At 46.0% G+C, this 19,711-nt stretch carries 16 protein-coding genes; 4 read left to right on the top strand and 12 right to left on the bottom strand.

Annotated elements, in window-relative coordinates:
* Positions 1-20 precede the first annotated feature (20 nt).
* The 5 genes from QJS83_RS13205 to QJS83_RS13185 form a co-directional block, all read right to left on the bottom strand.
* A complete protein-coding gene (locus QJS83_RS13205; protein WP_284605399.1) occupies positions 21-500 on the bottom strand; it encodes a hypothetical protein in 480 nt (159 codons plus the stop codon).
* 120 nt (positions 501-620) lie between these two features.
* Positions 621-1,139, bottom strand: a complete 519-nt coding sequence (locus QJS83_RS13200) for a DUF6580 family putative transport protein (protein ID WP_284605398.1) — start codon at positions 1,137-1,139, stop codon at positions 621-623.
* A gap of 53 nt (positions 1,140-1,192) precedes the next feature.
* A complete protein-coding gene (gene acs / locus QJS83_RS13195; protein WP_284605397.1) occupies positions 1,193-3,130 on the bottom strand; it encodes an acetate--CoA ligase in 1,938 nt (645 codons plus the stop codon).
* Between the two features lie 67 nt (positions 3,131-3,197).
* Positions 3,198-3,629 (bottom strand): DUF6691 family protein, encoded by a 432-nt coding sequence (locus QJS83_RS13190; protein WP_284605396.1) that lies wholly within the window; start codon positions 3,627-3,629, stop codon positions 3,198-3,200.
* A 1-nt stretch (position 3,630) separates the two neighbouring features.
* Complete coding sequence (locus tag QJS83_RS13185) at positions 3,631-4,053, bottom strand: YeeE/YedE family protein (RefSeq protein WP_284605395.1); 423 nt, start codon at positions 4,051-4,053, stop codon at positions 3,631-3,633.
* Between the two features lie 117 nt (positions 4,054-4,170).
* Here QJS83_RS13185 and QJS83_RS13180 point away from each other — a divergent pair, with 117 nt between their 5' ends.
* Entirely contained in the window at positions 4,171-4,980 is an 810-nt protein-coding gene (locus QJS83_RS13180) for an MBL fold metallo-hydrolase (RefSeq protein WP_284605394.1), read from the top strand.
* Positions 4,981-5,058: 78 nt separating this feature from the next.
* Here QJS83_RS13180 and dnaK read toward each other — a convergent pair whose 3' ends face one another.
* The 7 genes from dnaK to QJS83_RS13145 all read right to left on the bottom strand — a co-directional run bounded on the left by dnaK (position 5,059) and on the right by QJS83_RS13145 (position 15,768).
* Complete coding sequence (gene dnaK / locus QJS83_RS13175; RefSeq protein ID WP_284605393.1) at positions 5,059-6,966, bottom strand: molecular chaperone DnaK; 1,908 nt, start codon at positions 6,964-6,966, stop codon at positions 5,059-5,061.
* A gap of 233 nt (positions 6,967-7,199) precedes the next feature.
* Positions 7,200-8,315, bottom strand: a complete 1,116-nt coding sequence (gene dnaJ / locus QJS83_RS13170) for a molecular chaperone DnaJ (protein WP_284605392.1) — start codon at positions 8,313-8,315, stop codon at positions 7,200-7,202.
* A gap of 249 nt (positions 8,316-8,564) precedes the next feature.
* Entirely contained in the window at positions 8,565-9,551 is a 987-nt protein-coding gene (locus QJS83_RS13165; RefSeq protein WP_284605391.1) for an HNH endonuclease, read from the bottom strand.
* 295 nt (positions 9,552-9,846) lie between these two features.
* On the bottom strand, positions 9,847-10,296 hold the full coding sequence (locus QJS83_RS13160) for a hypothetical protein (protein WP_284605390.1): 450 nt from the start codon (positions 10,294-10,296) through the stop codon (positions 9,847-9,849).
* Between the two features lies 1 nt (position 10,297).
* On the bottom strand, positions 10,298-14,341 hold the full coding sequence (locus tag QJS83_RS13155; RefSeq protein WP_284605388.1) for an RHS repeat domain-containing protein: 4,044 nt from the start codon (positions 14,339-14,341) through the stop codon (positions 10,298-10,300).
* Between the two features lie 170 nt (positions 14,342-14,511).
* Positions 14,512-15,186 carry a tetratricopeptide repeat protein gene (locus tag QJS83_RS13150; RefSeq protein ID WP_284605387.1) on the bottom strand — a complete coding sequence of 225 codons (675 nt, stop codon included), beginning with the start codon at positions 15,184-15,186 and terminating at the stop codon, positions 14,512-14,514.
* Between the two features lie 6 nt (positions 15,187-15,192).
* Positions 15,193-15,768 (bottom strand): type IV pilin protein, encoded by a 576-nt coding sequence (locus QJS83_RS13145; protein ID WP_284605386.1) that lies wholly within the window; start codon positions 15,766-15,768, stop codon positions 15,193-15,195.
* Between the two features lie 220 nt (positions 15,769-15,988).
* Here QJS83_RS13145 and clpS point away from each other — a divergent pair, with 220 nt between their 5' ends.
* From clpS to htpX, 3 genes are all read left to right on the top strand, one after another.
* Positions 15,989-16,333: an ATP-dependent Clp protease adapter ClpS gene (clpS, locus tag QJS83_RS13140; protein ID WP_284605384.1), complete on the top strand. Its 345-nt coding sequence runs from the start codon at positions 15,989-15,991 to the stop codon at positions 16,331-16,333.
* The gene (gene clpA / locus QJS83_RS13135) at positions 16,330-18,663 is read left to right on the top strand and encodes an ATP-dependent Clp protease ATP-binding subunit ClpA (RefSeq protein ID WP_284605383.1); all 2,334 of its coding nucleotides are present in this window, start codon (positions 16,330-16,332) and stop codon (positions 18,661-18,663) included. The genes clpS and clpA overlap by 4 nt, the downstream gene beginning before the upstream one ends.
* Before the next feature lie 68 nt (positions 18,664-18,731).
* On the top strand, positions 18,732-19,628 hold the full coding sequence (gene htpX, locus QJS83_RS13130; protein ID WP_284605382.1) for a protease HtpX: 897 nt from the start codon (positions 18,732-18,734) through the stop codon (positions 19,626-19,628).
* Positions 19,629-19,711: the final 83 nt, after the last annotated feature.

Raw genomic sequence — 19,711 nt, 5'->3', positions numbered from 1 at the left:
CTTGCAATGAGCGAGTCACATTAACGGGTAAAACGCGGCAAAAAGCGTAAATATTTTTCGGGAAACACGTCCAAAGACATGCGATTCAAATCCGAGTCTAAGACAAAAGGCATTTCGATGATCTTCCCTTTACTGAAATGCTCGCCCTGGCGGAAAAGAATCTGCGCTTCCTCGTCCGTCACTTCGGAGTAATAAGGCGCATAGAAAGACAGAATCACGGAGTTTTCCGGAAGAAATCCATGCACGTTATTTACCTGATCGATAAAAACGCGCGGGCATTTCTGCAAAAACATCCAGCGAAATTTCTGTTTGCTGATCCATTCAATCCAAGAGCGGATTCCGACAGAGTTGATGCTTTCAAAACGAGAAAGGTCCACCAAGACGTCACGATTTTCGGCAAGAACAAGCTCCGGAAAGTCCACATGCTCATCAATGATGCCACTGATTTCAAGCAAGAGGTGCTGAGGAAGATTTTGAATTGTAAACTGCGCTTTGCTCACGGGGACACCATTTCATCGAGTTCCCCGCTTATCGGATTTTTTTGAGAAAGGAATATCGTATTTTTAAAAGATGAAACTTTAAAGTGTTCTTCGTCGTTTCATCAAAGGCATTACTACTTACTATACGCGCGACGCGACTGGATTTAAGGCCCAGCGTTTTAAAGCTTCATAGCCACCAAACAAAATTCCCGAGAAGAAAAGATCGCCATAGATCTGGTTATCAAAGAACGGGATCGCAGCAACGTAACACTGAACCAGACCAGCCCATGTCGGCGCATAGAAACCTTCCATCAACCAGACGCCCAAATTTGAGATCAAAAAGAAGACAGAACTCGAAACAAGAGCAAAGGTACCAACGCGGAAAACTGATTTTTGTTCACGCAAATTCCAGCCCAAAATCACGATCAAAGAAAATGCGAAATAAACAAAAAGCATGGTTGAGTGGAACCCCAAAACAAAGTCACTGACCAACAAGGCCGCCAAAGGAAGAATCAGGGAAAGCTTTTTTGAAGGAAAGTTCGCACCACCGAAAAGAGCCATCGCTCCGATCGCAGTGAAGTTCCAAGGATGAGGAATCAAACGGCTGAATGCCGCTGCAAGAACCATCAATACCAACGTGATCAACTGAGTTTTCTTCATCTCAAACTCCCTTTAAAAGGCTTTCGACTCTCTATTTGTGCGGGGCGAAATTATCATCGATTCATTCTATTGTCTACCAGTTCTTGGACGACTCCCGGCTCTGAAAGAGTGGTGATGTCCCCCAACTGATCTGGTTGATTTTCCGCGATTTTTCGCAAAATTCTGCGCATGATTTTACCTGATCTTGTCTTTGGCAAACGGGGCGCCCACTGGATCAAATCCGGCGTGGCGATCGGGCCAATTTCCTTACGAACTGTCTGGATCAGCTCTTTACGCAGATCCTCAGAAGGCGTTTCTCCCGTCTTCAAAGTGACGAAGGCATAGATTCCTTGCCCTTTGATATCGTGAGGATATCCCACCACAGCAGCCTCTGCGACTTTAGCGTGTGCCACTAACGCTGACTCAATCTCGGCCGTTCCCAGACGATGACCCGAGACATTGATAACATCGTCCACGCGACCGGTGATCCAATAATATCCATCTTTATCGCGGCGACATCCATCACCTGTAAAATAGTAACCGGCATAGGTCGAAAAATAAGTCTCTTCGAAACGCTTGTGATCGCGATAGACCGAGCGCATTTGTCCAGGCCAGGAATCCGCGATGACCAAGACACCCTCACCGGCTCCGTGAATCTCTTGTCCTTCGTTGGAAAGAAGCTTCGGTTGCACTCCGAAAAATGGCAAGGTCGCAGAACCTGGCTTCGTCGCGATAGCTCCCGGCAACGCGGTGATCAGAATACCACCTGTCTCTGTCTGCCACCAGGTATCGACAATAGGACATCGCCCCTCACCCACAACATCGTGATACCAGTACCAAGCTTCGGGATTAATCGGCTCTCCCACAGAACCCAAAACTCGCAATGTTTTACGAGAGGTTTGTTTAACAAAGGCATCTCCTTCCCGCATCAACGAACGAATCGCCGTCGGAGAAGTATAGAAAATCGTCACATGATGTTTATCAATAATTTCCCAGAAGCGCGCCGGCGTTGGATAGTTCGGAACACCTTCAAAAAAGAGAGACGTAGAACCATTCGCTAGAGGGCCATAGACAATATAACTGTGCCCTGTGACCCACCCTACGTCAGCACTGCACCAGTAAATATCGTTTTCGCGATAGTCGAAAACATATTGGTGAGTCATACTGGCATAAACCAGATAGCCGCCTGTCGTGTGCATCACGCCTTTGGGTTTTCCTGTTGAACCGGATGTGTAAAGAATGAAAAGAGGATCTTCCGCATCCATCGGCTCGGCTTCACACTGATCGTTCACGGTTTTAACAATATCGTGATACCAGATATCGCGGCCACTTTGCATATCGACGTTTTGATCTGCGTACTTAAAAACTAAAACGCTTTCGAGATTAGATACTTTTGCGAGCGCCTTGTCGACGTTGTCCTTAAGATGAATAACCTTGCTGCCGCGAAAGCCCGCGTCTGCTGTGATGACGAAACGTGATTGACCGTCAATCATACGATCCGCGATGGAATCAGGAGCAAAACCTCCGAAGACAACCGAGTGAACCGCACCGATACGCGCACATGCGAGCATCGCATAAGCAGTCTCAGGAATCATCGGCATATAGATCGTCACGACGTCGCCTTTTTTAACGCCCATTTTTTTTAGCACGTTCGCAAGCTTGCAAACTTCGTGGTGCAATTCTTTGTAGGTGATTTTTCTAACGGGAATTTCGGGAAGATCCGGCTCCCACAAAAGGGCGACTTTGTCGCCACGGTCCTTAAGATGGCGATCAATGCAGTTGTAAGAGACATTCAGCTTTCCACCCTGGTACCACTTGATGCTCACCGGTTTGTGAAAGCTGGTTTCTTTGACTTTATCCCACTTCTTAAACCAGTGCAGACGCTCGCCTTGCTCGGCCCAAAAACCTTCGGGGTCTTTGACAGAGCGTTCGTACATTTCTTTGTACTTTGCCTCGTTGATCAATGCATTTTTCGCAACGTCCGCAGGGACAGGATAAAGTTCTTTCTGCATAACAACCTCGTAACTAAATCGTAACTCCTAAGGTCACGAGGTCAAATGTTTACACGCAGATGCAGGATTATATTTTGGTACGACTCTGATAGAGACGATGTAGAGACATCCCTACAATCATCGCCGCGACAAAAATGCCTGCTTGAAAATTTCCGGATCCTAAAGAGGACAAACCGGGTCCGGGACAATAGCCTCCTAGGGCCCAGCCAAATCCAAAAAGCGCGCTTCCTACCATAAGAGGTTTGTTTAACTCCTTCGCCTTTGGAATATGCCATTGAGAATCAAAAAGAGGACTTCTTTTCCCGCGAATCCACAAATAGGACAACGCATGAACCGGGATTGCCGCCATCATCACAAAGAGCAACGATGGATCCCAACCCTCCCCCCATTGCAAAAAGCCGATAACTTTTTGCGGTTGAGTCATTCCCGCAATCGCAAGACCGATAGAAAAAATCACTCCAACAAAAAAAGCGATAAAAAGCTGTCCGTACTTTTGCATATCAAAATCCCGCCCAATATTTAAAAGCCGTCGCGGTTACAATCCCCACTATCATAAAGATCAATGTAGCGACGATAGAACGCACCGAAAAGCGCGATATTCCGCAGACGCCATGGCCACTTGTACAACCACTTCCCAGAACAGTTCCAAAACCCACGATCACGCCCGCCAACGCAATCATCCACGTCGTGCGATTTGTAGCGTTTGCAAATAAAGCCGGTCGCCATTGGTTCATGGCAAAACCGCCCAGCACGAGTCCCGCGATAAAAAGTCCGCGCCACAGTTTTTCGCCAGAAGAAAATCCTAAAAATCCATTGAGAATGCCACTGATACCTGTCACGCGTCCGTTAAACACCAGCATCAGCGAAGACGCGAATCCAATCAACGCTCCGCCAAGCAAAGCCCATAATATATTATCTGGCATAGGAAACCTCTTTTTAAAAATATACTAACCGACCCTGAGAGCGCACGTCGATGATTTCGTTGACTTCATTCTACGCTGTCCTAAAACTAAAGACGCTCACTTCCGAGGAGAAAAACCATGGCTCTGCAGATTCAGCATTTTTTTGATCGTGGGACTTCGACACTTACTTATGTCGTAGCGGATCCTGCAACCAAAGATGCCGTCGTTATTGATCCAGTTTGGAATTTCGATCTCACGTCAGAAACACGGTCCACCGAATCTTTGGACGCCGTCGTCGCGTATCTGCGCGAAAATCATCTTACTCCGCACTACGTGATGGAAACTCATGCCCATGCCGACCACTTGTCGAGCTCGCAACTTTTTAAAAACTATTATCCGAACATCAAGGTCGCCATCGGCGAGCGCATCACGGAAGTTCAAGCCGCCTTCAAAGAAGTTTTGAACCTGCCTGACTTGGACGTGCACGGAAAAGAGTTCGACGTTCTTTTAAAAGACGGCGACACCTTGCAAGCAGGATCGTTAAAATTCAAAGTCATGTTCACCCCCGGCCACACACCGGCCTGCGCTTGTTATCTGATTGAGGATGCGCTTTTCACCGGAGATGCCATTTTTATGCCCGACTCCGGCACAGGCCGCTGTGATTTTCCTAAGGGCAGCGCCGAAGATCTTTACAATTCCATTGAAAATAAAATTTATTCTTTGCCTGACTCCACCCGCATCTTTGTCGGTCACGACTATCAACCGCAAGGCCGCGATCTGAAATTTCAAACGACGGTGAAAGAAGAAAAAACACAGAATATTCATCTGAAAGACACAACGAAAAAAGAAGAGTTTGTGAAGTTTAGAACGGAGCGCGACAAAACTTTGGCCGCGCCGAAGCTGCTTATTCCCAGCATCAAAGTGAATATTCGCGCTGGCCGCATCTAGTCCTAATTCAAGATCCTGAAAATAAAAAAGCCGGATTCTTTCGAACCCGGCTTTTTTGTATTTAGATTTTAATCAGTCTTAGTTGACGTCTTTGTAGTCAGCATCGATCACGTCGTCGCCGCCTTTGTTCGGCTCAGACGGCTCTTGCTGTCCGCCGCCAGCGCCTTGATCGCCACCTTGAGCTCCTTGCTTTTTATAAAGCTCAGAAGTCAATTTGTGTGTCAAAGCTTGCAACTTTTCGAAAGAAGCTTTGAGTTCATCAGCTGAAGAGCCTTTGTTCTCAAGAACTTTTTTCGCGTCAGCGATCGCTTCATTCGCAGATTTCACCTCAGCTTCTGGGATTTGTGCGCCAGAATCTTTGATCAACTTCTCAGTTTGGTAAACCAAGTTGTCGAGGTTGTTTCTTTGCGTTGCTGCTTCCGCTTTACGCTTATCTTCTTCCGCGTGACCTTCAGCATCGTTCACTGCGCGCTTGATCTCTTCTTCAGAAAGACCGGATTGCGCCGTGATCTTGATTTGCTGAGTCTTACCAGACGACATGTCTTTCGCACTCACGTGCAAGATACCATTGGCGTCGATATCGAAAGTCACCTCGACTTGAGGAACACCGCGCGGAGCTGGTGGGATACCAACAAGCTCAAAGCGTCCCAAAGTTTTGTTGTCTGTCGCCATCTTACGCTCACCTTGCAGGACATGGATGTCCACCGCAGGTTGGTTGTCTGCCGCTGTCGAGAACACTTGTGATTTCTTTGTAGGAATCGCTGTGTTTCTCTCGATCAATGTCGTCATCACGCCACCCAAAGTCTCGATACCGAGGCTGAGCGGAGTTACGTCAAGAAGAAGAACGTCTTTCACTTCACCCGCAAGGACACCACCTTGAACTGCGGCACCAACGGCCACAACTTCATCTGGATTCACTGTGCGGTTTGGCTCTTTACCGAAGAAGTCTTTCACTGCTTTTTGGATAGAAGGAATGCGTGTTGAACCACCCACAAGAACGACTTCGTCGATCTCAGAAGCTTTCAATCCCGCATCCGCCAAAGCCTTACGGCAAGGCTCCATAGAGCGTTTTACAAGGTCTTCCGTCATCTGATCGAACTTTGCGCGAGAAAGTCTTGTTTGCAAATGTTTCGGACCAGATTGGTCAGCCGTGATGAATGGCAAATTGATCTCTGTTTCTTGTGTTGAAGAAAGTTCGATCTTCGCTTTTTCAGCCGCCTCTTTCAGACGCTGCAAAGCCATTTTGTCATTCTTAAGATCAATACCTTGATCTTTTTTGAATTCAGAAATCAACCATTCCAAGATCACTGTATCGAAGTTGTCACCACCCAAGTGAGTGTCCCCGTTCGTCGCACGAACTTCGACAACACCGTCACCGACTTCAAGGATAGAGATATCGAATGTACCTCCACCGAAGTCATAGATAGCGATCTTTTCGTCTTTCTTTCTATCAAGACCGTAAGCAAGCGCTGCTGCTGTCGGTTCGTTGATAATACGTTTTACGTCAAGACCTGCGATACGACCGGCGTCTTTTGTCGCCTGTCTTTGCGCATCGTTGAAGTAAGCAGGAACAGTCACAACGGCTTCCGTTACAGGTTCACCCAAGTAGTCTTCAGCCACTTTTTTCAATTTCGCGAGAACAGCTGCACCGATCTCTTCCGGAGAAACTTGTTTGCCTTGAACTTTGAAAGCACAGTCGTTGCCTTTAGCAACTACAGTGTAAGGAACAAGTTTGATTTCTTCAGAAATTTCTTCGAATCTGCGACCGATGAAACGTTTTGCAGAGTAGATCGTGTTTTCAGGATTTGTTACAGCCTGACGTTTAGCAATTTGACCCACCAAACGGTCGCCGTCTTTCGTGTACGCGACAACGGAAGGAGTGGTACGCGCGCCTTCTTCGTTCACGAGAACTTTAGGCTCACCGCCCTCCATAATCGCGACGCATGAATTCGTCGTTCCTAAGTCGATACCAATAATTTTACCCATACCAAGTCTCCTATTAAGCTCTTTTAGATACTTTCAATGTGGGGCTCCATTCGCATTCGTCAAGGTGCCCAACTTAAAAAAACATGACAATATTTTAACAAATAATATCAATATGTTACGGACATTTAACTCGTGTTATCGGGCAGCTTTGGGCATGATGTGACCTCACAACAGCCCCTCTCTCTCAGGCCCCGGCGCAAACCCTTCAACGCTGGGGCCTCAATTTCAAGCGCCTATTTTTTACGTCCGAACAAACCGCCGCCTTCCGCTGCGACTTTTAAACCGCGTGCTTTCGCGATTTCTCTTAACGCTTTTTCCTCATCCTTGTGGAGTTTTTCCGGGAACTGCACGTTCACATGGAAATAGATATCACCGCGACGGCTGCCGCGAAGTGAAGGCAAACCTTCTCCGGAAAGTTTCACGTTGTCGCCAGGGTGAGCGCCGCGAGGAATTTCGAGCGTTGCTTTACCCATCACTGTCGGTACTTCGACCTCCGCGCCCAAAAGCATTTGCACGTACGGGATGGAAACTTCCGCGAACAGATCGTCTCCACGACGTTCAAAATGAGGATGTTGTTTTACGCGGATTTCGACATAGAGATCTCCCGGAGGACCTCCCATGTAACCGCCTTCGCCTTCGGTCGCAACACGCAGACGTGTGCCTGTGTCGACTCCCGCCGGAATGTTAAGACGGATTTTTCTGTGTTCAGGTTGACGGCCTTTGCCTTTGCACGACTTGCACGGATTTTTGATCACAGTGCCTTGCCCGTGACACGTTGGACATGTCGAAGCCATCGCAAAGAAACCTTGAGAGCGCACCACTTGGCCCGAGCCGCCGCATGTTCCGCATGTAGAAACTTGCGAGCCTTTTTCTGCGCCGGTGCCTTTACACTCGTCGCAGTTTTTCTCTGTGTCGAATTCGATTTCTTTTTCAAGACCCGTGATCACGTCTTTCAGAGTGATTTCTGTGACGTAGCGAAGATCTGATCCACGACGAGGCTCATTGCGGCTTTGACGGCGCTGACGTTGACCGCCCATGCCTCCACCGAAAAAGTCGCCAAAGATATCACCGAAGTGAGCAAAGATGTCGTCGACATCCTGGAAGCCCGCTCCACCACCGCGGCCCGAGAAAGCGTCGTGACCGAAACGATCGTACTGCGCACGTTTTTGTGGATCACTGAGAACCTCATAAGCGCCAGCGGCTTCTTTGAATTTTTCCTCCGCCTCTTTATTGCCCGGATTTTTATCAGGATGGAGTTGCATGGCCAATTTGCGATACGCTTTTTTGATCGTATCTTGGTCTGCATCGCGGGCGACGCCCAGAATTTCGTAGTAGTCTCTTTTGCTCATATTCTGTCGAACCTAACGTTGTGCGCTAATTGTCAGATAGGACAAAATATGGTGTTAAAACCGCAGCCGTCAATGGGTTCGTGGAAAATTGTCGCTTACTTTCGAAGTTGCTTGTTAGGATCTCGCGATTTCGTCGCGCGGGGCGTCTAATGGACTCGTTAACAAAGTCTCTTCCGACTTAAGGGGTGGAAATTTAAGAGTCAGACTCTCAAGAGTATCGTCGGCAGCAGGAGGGCGACCAACAAACGCTTATATCCTCCTTTTTAACCCCAATTTTTCCGCCATAAGATTATTGTGAGTGCGACAGAGAATTCTTAAATTGCTAGAATCATCCGAACCACCCAGCGCCTTGGGAACGATGTGATCCATCTGAAGTTGGTAGTTGGAACCACAAGTTTTGCCGTTTTTATGTTTGTACTGACATCGATGATTCGCAGCCGTGAGCAAAGCGCGTTTTGTTTTGATGGAAATGTACGGTCGAGAGTTGGCTCCTCTTGCGATTTGCTCGGATTGCTTGGATTGCGATGATGGGTTCTTATTCAAATTCTGCGAAATGGATTTTTTTGTTTTGCGCGATTCTGCCTTCGAAGCGGCGAAGCTCTGCGTAACACTGTCGTCGCTTTTATTTCCTAGTTTAGCCTTGTTGTATTTCTGAGCCAGCATCGTGATGACATCACTCCAGGAACCGTGTGGGCAAATATGTGAAAGCAGTTCCTTAGCTTTCTTGAGTTCTTCAAATTCTTCCTTGGAGAGCGTGATCTCCAAACGAATCGTTTCGTCAGCCTGAGGCTTTAGAGATTCGTGTGCTTGGACTGGTTTGTTAAATTCCACCGCCAAAACTTTTTGCGTTTCAAAAGTATTTTTATGTTCAATCTCGTGAAGAATCTTCTGAGTTTGCAGTGGAGAAACGGCGGCACCCGTTGCTCGCTTTTCTTCTTTGAGGCATTTCTGAACTTGCGTCAGTTGGGACAAATTCAAGGCGCCGGTTTCAAGCTTTTCCGCGACAGACGGAATTTGTTTTAAGAGGCGCGCCGACTGCAGCCGTCGGTAAGCGCTCGACTCAAGGCTTTTTGTAAGATAAGAAAACATACCATCGTAGCCAAGTTCCGCATAAATTTTGCGCGATTCAATTTCGTTGAGGTGCAGAAGAATAAGATGCGTGATCTTCCTTTCGGTACGCACCAATTTTTCTAGGCGTTGCGTGAGCTCATTATTTGAAATGTTTTTGAAATCCACTTTGACTCCTTTTGATCGCGAACAAAGGCACCATAACATGGGTTTTCGAAATGTATTTTTGACGGTTTTCTTGAAGTGAAGATGAAATTTCAATTGAGCTTTAGAGGATGTTTAGAGCGCTTAAGAAGGGCATGGTGAAGACTTTTTCCTTCTCGGCAGCGGGTTCTCATGAAACTTTTTAAGTAGCGATAGATGCGATCCTAAAAACACGAAAACCACGGCAAGAAAAATTTCATTACAAATAGATTTTCGACTCATGGCTTCTGCAAAGCGGTTTTTCTAGAGTGATGCTAAATTACTTACTTAATTTTTTCCTAAGAAGACCTTCTAAGTAATCTAATTTTCTTTGATCACCGAGATCCTCTGGCATGGAGAAATCGTCTAAAGATGGCAAAACTATTTGCCCACTGTTCGTGAAAATCACTAAACGAGTATTGAAATCGTTTCGCTCAATTCCCCTTATATCGCTAAATTTCACACTCATAACTTTTTGTGTAAGAAAGATTCCTCTGCTGCGAAGGGTAATACTGTCACCCTGAATGTCGATCTCTTTTTCATGAGCAAACTTGAGATACAATCCGAATAATGCCATGAGTACTAATGCGAATCCTCCTTGCTCAGCATCTAGTTTTTTTGCATGGTTGATATCGCAATGGCCGATATAGATAAAAAATGCTCCCACTGCAACGCCAGCGAGAGCAAAAGGCCATATAATGTTTAAAATCCGTTTATTAGTTATATACACTTTATTTACTCATAAGAATTGTACTCAGAATGTCTAAAGGCTGGGTCGCTATTCCTAACCCGATATCAACGGCAGCAGCTCCGCCGCCCGATAACCCACTGCCTAAAGCTGGTCCCCCCGCGCCTCCAATGGCGCATAAGCCCGCGCTTACTGCTGCTGCCTTAACGTCAACCTTATTATTGAAAAAGTGTTGGCTCAAGATATTACTTGTGAATGCCGCTTGCCCAGCTCCAAACGCAGACGATAGAATCTGTCCTCCAAGCCCTACTTCCATGATAGCTGCCGCTTTCAGCAAAAGAGCACCACCCGATCCGGCAGCAAAGCCCGTAACTCCTCCCATCGCAATTCCAGCCAGAATACTTTGATTGGTAGCATACGCCCCAATACCCCCAGCCACCGCACCGATAATGCCACCTACAGCACCGGAAACGAGCCAAGGAAGCCTTCCATTTTGATCAAAGTAGTTAACTGGGTCATTGAAAACGTAGCTATAAAGATTGACCATTTGCCCCTTGAAGAGAATCGGGTCCTTTAATGTCCATCTTCCAATCTCCGGATCAAAATCCCTCGCACCGAATCTCACCAAACTAGTTTGGTTATCATAAACCCCACCCGCAAACCCAAACGGCAAATACCCAGGATTCGTATCAACGATAACTCTACCAAACTCATCATGATCCATCCTTTGGATGACCGCTCCATCGGATTGTTTCACTACAAGTCTTGGCGAGCCCAGGTGGTCAGAGATGATTCTGTATTTTACTCCTGAAGCGATCATGTAATCAGGAATGTTTGCTTTCGATCCGTAGATGAATCTTTTTGTGATCGCGCCTGCCGCGTTTAACTCCGCAGCGATTCGATATTGATCCATGTAGATCCAACGCTTTTGGACGACTCCGTTTACTTTTTTGCCGATTCTTCTGTTAAGGCCATCGATCTCGTAAGAAATCACAGTTCCATTTGGCAGTGTTACTTGAGTCAAATTACCGAAAACATCGTACACATACTGAGTCAGTGCGCTTGTCGTATTGTTCAGCTTACTGACAAGATCTCCGTTCGCATTATATGTAAAAGAATAAGTGTTATACGTGAGCAAACGATCTTGATCGTCATATGTTGCCGATGTTGGCTGAGCGCCGATAGTACCACCGTTGCGGTTACTATTCGTGTCATAAGTATACGTGGCGGCTACAGCGGAATTCTTGTCCGTTTGACTTAGCCGACCTGAGTTGTCGAAGGTATAAACGTAGTTATCCGTAGCTCCGTTCATTGTTTGGGTTTTGCCGTCAATTCTTCCCATGGCATCGCGATTCAACGTCAAATCATAGATAACTGTCGTGCCTCGTTTAGCTTGGTAGCCAACAATTTCACCATAGGTATTGTACGTGTATGTATCCGAAAAACCAGTCGTACCCGTTCCCATTGTCGTCCCAGTCAACTGACCGTCTGGTACGTTATAAGTGAGATTAACGTCTCCCGCCTTCTTAAGATCTTCGTCATCGTTGTACAAATAAGTAACCGTCGATGTTGTACCGATTGGATTCATGACTGTATCAGAGTCCTTGCGATTACCTGCGCCATAAATAGAAGAATAGCTGCCAACACTATTGCCGGAAATATATGTGTTGTATCCAGCAGGCTCTCTTCCAATATAGGTGATTTGCGTACTAACTCCAAACGGAGTCTCAACAGAGGAAGGAAGCCCCACTGTTGTATCAAGATATTGATAATAAAAACCATCAGGAGTTTCATAGTTCTCTAGAACTCCCGTCGTGGCGTTAAAATTATAATTAACAAAACCGCCATCGGGACGCGCAATCGCAGTGAGTTGCTTGTCGAGATTATACGTGTAAGTCGTGTTAACGAGGGAGACTCCAGATAGCACTGGAGGCTCGTAAGCTCCAACTAAACCATGGCCATTGAGAGAAAACGCATGAAGAGGACGCCCCGGCGGAGTCACTCCCGTCAAGTTTCCAACACCATCATAAATAAATGAGATCACGCGACTGTCAGGCAAGACCTTTGACGCCACTCTGTTCGCCGTATCGTAAACGTAGGAGGTCGTTTGGTTCAAAGGGTTCGTAATACTTTCGAGAAGACCCAAAGCATTGTAACCAAGAGTTGTCGTTCGTGTTCCATTAACGATCGAAGTTAAGTTTTCATTCGTATAGATGAAATTAACCGCATTCAAATTACCTTGTTTCGCCGAGACAATTCTTTCATATGAATCTATCGCCCACTCTTTTACCTTTCCGAGGAAAGACGTGGCCGTAAACTTTTTCGTAAGCGGATCGAATACTGTTGTGATTTTGGTGTTTTCACCTGAAAGTTGCGAGGTTTCCTGCCAGCTCGTGATTGAGAAAGGATCGTTCATATTCGCAAGCATAACACTTTGTGTACGGTCGATTGTGCGAGTACCGCCTCCTTTGGATACACTTTCCGATTGGGGAAATCTAACCATTCCTCCAAAGCGTGCATCCTCGATCGATGTCACCGCTCGAGTTACTCCGTACGACGTTTCATTTAAACTGTGATTTGGTCCTTGTGGCGTATAAGAAACTGACGTAGCCGTGCCCATCGAGTTATTTACATTCCTTGAAATGCTGCCATCTTGGAGCGAGCTTGTTTGTATTTGGCTCATGCGCCCCAACGCCGTATTCATGGAAATATCAAACGCATAGCTAGAATTAATATTCTTAATTAATTCAAAAAAATATCCGCCAGAATGAGAGTCTTTTGTTAATTTACCACCGAGGTCATATTCGAACGTACTAATTTCACCATTTGGCTTCTGAAATGTGTGCAGCAAGCCACCTGAAGAATAATAACTCATACTATATATTTCGTTGCGTGGATTCTTTATGGAGGAGATATAGCCATTTGAATCAAGACCAACGAGAGTTAACTGACCACTGGGTGCTTGAATTGAATTAAAGTTGCCTGAGGAATCACGGTTAAAAGTTGTGACTTTACCAAATGGTTCAGCAATCGAGATCAAACGTCCCTGACTGTCATAATTAAATGAGTAAATGTTGGTACCCAGAAGCGCAGTCTTTGTATATAAATGTCTCCCGTTTAAGTCGAATATATAAACTTCATTTCCTGCTGCCGAAGCGATATAAAGCTGAGATACACTATAGGGTTTTGCTTCGACATCCTTAAATCCACCTTCGGCAAAATAAATTCGTTTCAAAAATGGATCGTAGAGTCTAAAATTCTTTGGCAACCAGCCTCCAAGCCCAATATCTCTGGCATTGAAGTGACCTAACGAAACATTGAATATATTGGGGAAACTTCCCGCCGGTGACGTTTCAACCATACGCACCTGAAATTTCGCAGATAAAACAGGAAACGTATTGCTTGCATCGAGACCGTTCCAGACATACTGATATGTTTGATTCGGAGTTGTATTAGAGAATGAAGCCGTATCTACGACAACACCATCTCGTTTCGTTTCAATTGAAAAAGATTGAATGTAATCCCTCGGAGTGTCTCCAGATATCTTAACCTTTATTCTGAAATCATCTTCTCGTCCGGGCTGAAATACTGAATTATAAACGAGCGGCTCCTTCACTCCCGTTATTCGGATTTCTTCTGACAAAGACTGACTTTCAATATGAACTATCGATCCGGAGACAGGACATCCGCCAGGGGGACCGCCAGGGCCACCTGGCCCGCCCGGAGGCGGATTAATTGGTTCGGCAGGAGGTACCATAAAACATCTCGGAACTAAAAGAATATGCTCATCCTCCCACTCGTTATGATAGGGAGGATAAGGAGGATCATTCACTATATCCCACGAATCCTCAACATATTTGACCTTGCATGAGAGACGGTCTGTTGATGAATCGACATGAGTAATTTGCATCGGCTCATATGTGGCACAAGATTGCCAGCCTGGAGCAGTCCAACACTGACTAGTGCATCCCTCACTAAATGCTTTAATTGTGTCTGCCCTTCCTTCCTCACAAGTTTGAGACCGAGAAAAACTTGAATATCCAAATAAAAAACAAAAAATACTGGTATTTAAGAAGATAAGCCGCATTTTCACCCCATAAATAATGATTTATTTATGAATTAAAAATGTACTGTTCTCCGCAATCAATACCTAGATTTCAAATCAATACCTACTTGTTTAAAGTTTGTTGCTACCCCGCAAAGTCGCGCAATCTTGAACAACAAACCGTAAAAGAGAACCGATCAATATCAGCTTTTTTATTTGAATTTTATTGAGTTGATTTTGTCTTGAAGACGCTTGATGAGAACCGGGTCTTGGTTTGTTGCGATCATTTCTTGTAGCAGTGATTCTGCCAACTCGAGATGCCCGGAGTCCGAATAAAGACGACCCGCAAGAGTGAACACCCATTGGGGAGCTCCGTTTTGCCCCGCCTGAATTAACAGTTCGGCAGCGCGCTTCTTGTCCTTCACTTCATAGAGATAATGGTAGGCAGCTCGATACAGAATCGGCCAATCTTTAGGAAAGGCTTTTACACCTTTATCAAATATTTTTGTCGCACCGTCTACGTCCGTTATTAAAACAGTTAAAGCCAATGCCCCAGCTGCATAGGGAATCCTAAAATGCGGAGATAAATTTGTAATTGCATCTAGCATCTGGTACAACCAAGAATTATTACGGCACACTTTCTTAGCCACTTCTTGGTCACAATAATCAAAGTCTTGAAGTGTTCTAATCCACAAGCTGTCTGCCACAATTTCCGAAAATCCAAAAGAGAAACGTTCGAGCATCGGCGGAGGCGCAATAAGCTGACGCCTCGTCTCTATCTGTGTCTTGGGCAGTGATGTTGAGTACACAATTAACAAAAAAGAAAAAATCCCAAGTATTACGCTTGGGATTTTTTCTTTTACGCAATCTTTTTTATAGATAGCCATAATTCCTTAAGGAATACCATTTCGGTAGTTTTGTAAATCTTTGTTGTGATCAATAAACCACTGATCATTTCCGCCATTAGTATGAATGACAGCTAGAGCTTCTGCTCGGAATGTTGAACCTGTAGCCGGAGCTGTTACCGTAGCCGTTCCAGGTAGCGCTCCCGGCAAAGCATTTGTGGCGCCACGAAGAATTGTACATCCCGTAGCTCCAATAGTACCAGTTTGAGTGCAATATGCCATGGTGTTTCGCACGTTACCAGGAGCCACTGGCTGATTCTGATAACCATTCGCTGCACCAGCATCACCAGTTGAAGTTGAAAAGCCCACATTATATCTCAATTTCCCTTCAGGAGAAAAACCAACAGCCCCGAACATACTGTGATAAGCAGTATACTCAGCATAAAAAGCTTTTTCAGATGTATATAGCGAAGACAAATTAGTTTTAGCTTCAGACTGACGTGCCTTTGCAAGATATTTATTAACAGCAGGAACGGCGATCGACGCCAACACACCGATGATTGCCACCACAACCATCAACTCAACAAGCGAGAAACCTCGTTGAGAATTTCTAGATGAAAACATTAAGACCTCCATGGTTCTTTTTTTCTGTTTACCAACATAAGTGTGTCAAATGTAAATGGTAATTGCAAGGTACTGTCTCTAATATGAACCGAGAATGTATTCGGTGTAACACTCACTCGACGGAACACTCTCCCTCGACGAAAAACCAGCTTTTGTTTCTCCCCTAGACTTGTCAAAGACGAAAGAGTGCTCAAATTGAGGCATAAGGTAGAATAAACATATGGGTGACAACAACAATAATAACAACAGCAACTATCCATTTTCGAATCCCGAAGGGGAAGCGGGCGTCCAGATTGTTCCAAAACTAGACACTCCGAAGATGTATAAAGTGATTCTTCTCAATGATGATTACACTCCCATGGATTTTGTCGTTCTTGTATTGCGTCGTTTTTTCGCGAAAACAGAAGAGCAAGCGACGCAAATCATGTTAGATGTACATAAGAAGGGTGCAGGTGTCGCTGGGGTCTACAGTCTTGAGATTGCCGAGATGAAAGTGATGCAAGTGAACCAATTCGGCCAACTCAATCAGTATCCCCTTAAGAGTACACTGGAGGAGGAAGCATGATGAGCCGAGAACTTGAGCGCAAGCTCGCGGAAGCTACGGAACTCGCCAAGCGTCATCGCCACGAGTTTGTGACTCTCGAACATATCCTACTTGTCCTCACTGAATCTCCTGTGATGGTTGAAATTCTCGAAGCCTGCGCCGTGAACGTGCAGAAACTCAGACAAGATCTCAAAGATCATCTTAAAGTCGGAATTCCTCAAATCACCGATGATCAATTGTCTTCTTACGGCGGCTTTGATTCTTGGACACCGGAGTTCACTTTGGCTTGCCATCGACTGATTCAACGGGCTGCGATTCAAATGAAAAGCGCAGGACGAAATCAGATCAGCGAAGGAAGTTTGCTTGTATCTTTGTTCTATGAACAGGATTCACACGCGACTTTTGCTTTGGCAAAACAAGGTCTCACGCAATTTGACATTATCAATTACATCTCGCACGGAATTACTAAAGACGGTAAAGAGCATGACATTCCTCCTGCAGGATCTTCCACGCCTCGCGCCGCCGATTATCAAGGCGAAGCGTACGAGGAAGGACGCGGCTCACCGCTTGAAAGTTTTTGTGTGAATCTCAATGACCGCGCCAAGCAAGGCAAACTCGATCCTTTGATCGGGCGCGAAGATATTATCGATCGCACGATCCAGGTCCTGTGCCGCCGAACAAAAAACAATCCACTTCTGATTGGCGAACCCGGTGTTGGTAAAACGGCGATCGCGGAAGGCCTTGCGCAGAAAATCGTGCAAGGAAAAGTGCCCGAGAAATTAAAAAACGCCGTCATTTACTCTCTGGATCTTGGAGGCTTGCTGGCGGGAACAAAATTCCGCGGTGACTTCGAAGGCCGACTTAAAGCGGTCGTGAAAGAGATCGGCAAACGCCCGAACTCTATCTTGTTCATTGACGAAATTCATACGATCGTCGGAGCGGGCGCCACTAGCGGCGGCTCGATGGACGCTTCCAATCTTTTGAAGCCGGCGCTTGCAAGTGGTGATGTCAGCTGTATTGGTTCGACCACGCACAGTGAATATCGTCAGTACTTTGAAAAAGACCGTGCGCTCAACCGTCGTTTCCAAAAGATTGATGTCAATGAGCCTTCAAAAGAAGACTGTATTAAAATCCTCAAAGGTCTGCGCGGCTCTTACGAAGACTTCCATCACGTGAAATACACGGACGAGGCTCTGCGTTCGGCCGTAGAACTTTCGCAAAAACATATTCATGGAAAACTTCTTCCCGACAAAGCGATCGACGTTTTGGACGAGGCCGGAGCTCACTTCCGTTTGAAATTTGAAAATGCGGAAGAGATTAAAATCGACTCTGCCGAGATTGAAGAAGTCATTGCGAAAATGACAGCCTTGCCTATCGCGAGCATTTCTTCGAGTGAAAAAACGCAACTTAAAGATCTTGATAAGAAACTCAAAGCTCTCATCTTCGGTCAAGACGATGCGATTGATCGCCTTGTTGCAAATATTAAATTTGCGCGTAGCGGTTTGGGACGACCGAACAAACCGATCGGAAGTTTCCTTTTCACCGGCCCGACCGGTGTCGGTAAAACCGAAGTCTGCCGTCAGCTCGCGCAAATTATGGGAGTCCATTTTGAGCGCTTCGACATGTCTGAGTACATGGAGAAACATGCGGTCGCTCGCCTTGTTGGCGCGCCTCCGGGCTACGTTGGTTACGAAGAAGGCGGTCTTTTGACAGAGGCCGTGACAAAAAATCCCTATGGCGTTCTGCTGCTCGACGAGATCGAGAAAGCGCATCCGGATGTAACCAACGTTTTGTTGCAAGTCATGGATGCGGGTCGCCTCACCGACTCTAACGGCCGGGTTGCTGATTTCAAAAACGTGATCCTTGTTATGACATCCAATGCCGGCGCTTTGGAAACATCGCGCGGCACGATCAGCATGGTCGAAGAAAACCGCAGTTCGCTTTCTATGGACGCGATTAAAAAAGCGTTTTCTCCAGAGTTCATCAACCGTTTGGATGCGGTGGTCTCGTTCCGCGATTTGAGTGAAGATATGGTTCTCAAAATCACTCAGAAATTCGTGGATGAGTTGAAAATGACTCTTCTCGAGAAAAAAGTGGAACTGAATGTTTCGAGCGATGTGATTAAGTGGCTAATGAAAAAAGGCTACGACAAAGTTTACGGAGCTCGTCCTTTAGCTCGCTGCGTGGATGAACATCTGAAAAAAGCTCTGGTCGACGAACTTCTTTTTGGACGTTTGGTTGACGGTGGTCGTGTCAATGTGGAACTGGAAAAAGACGTCCTCAAGTTCCATTTTAGCACCACCCCTAATGGCACCGGCCAAAAGAATCAAAAACAACCCGTCACGACGTGATGTGATGGCATTGACATTCCTTTTAGAGTTATCATTATTAATGGTGACTCTAGAAGGAGTGTACTTAAATGGCATTTTTAAAACGTATCGGTTTATTTGTTCTCACAAACATTCTGGTCATGGTGACTATTGGTATCGTTTGGTCTCTTGTGAGCCGATTCCTTGGTCTCGCAGGTCTTAACTCTTACATCCCATTCTTGATGGCGTTCTGTTTGGTTTGGGGTATGGGTGGAGCATTCATCTCTTTGCTCATGTCAAAGTGGATGGCGAAAATGTTCCATGGCGTAAAAGTCATTGAATCCAACAATCCAAATCCAGAACTTCGCGCGCTGGTTAATAAAGTTCACGAACTTGCTCGCCGCGCTCAACTTCCAAAAATGCCAGAGGTCGGTGTTTATGAATCCATCGACATCAACGCCTTTGCGACAGGCCCTTCCAAAGGCAATTCGCTTGTTGCCGTGTCTACGGGGCTTTTGCAAAGAATGAATGACAAAGAAGTCGAAGGGGTTTTGGCCCACGAAGTGGCGCATATCGCGAACGGTGACATGGTCACAATGACTTTGATCCAAGGTATCGTGAACGCGTTTGCGATGTTTTTCTCTCGTATTTTGGCCAACTTGGTTGCGTCCAACGTCGAGGAAAGATACCGGGAGATCGTGCGCTTTGCCGTAACTATCCTGGGCGACATCGCCTTCACATTGTTGGGCTCTATCGTCGTGAACTACTTCTCTCGCCGTCGTGAGTTCCGTGCGGACGCTGGCGGAGCGAAGTACTCTTCCCGCGATAACATGGTAGCGGCTTTACAAAAGTTGCGCTCCGTTTATGATCTGCCAATTCCTCCGGAAGAGGGGCAAACGGCGACGTTGATGATTTCAAATCGCGACAAAGGTGGTCTTGCAAAATTGTTCATGACTCACCCGCCACTCGAAGTTCGTATTGAAGCTTTGCAACGCGCACGCATCTAGTCGTTAGTAAGTTGTTCTTTTCTCTAAAAGGGCGTAGCCTATCAAGGCTATGCCCCGAATAATAATCACACTTTCATTTTTTT

This window comes from Bdellovibrio sp. 22V (genome assembly GCF_030169785.1).
Classification (GTDB): domain Bacteria; phylum Bdellovibrionota; class Bdellovibrionia; order Bdellovibrionales; family Bdellovibrionaceae; genus Bdellovibrio.
The sequence above is the reverse complement of the archived record's forward strand: the minus strand, read 5'-3'. Positions and strand labels throughout refer to the sequence as shown.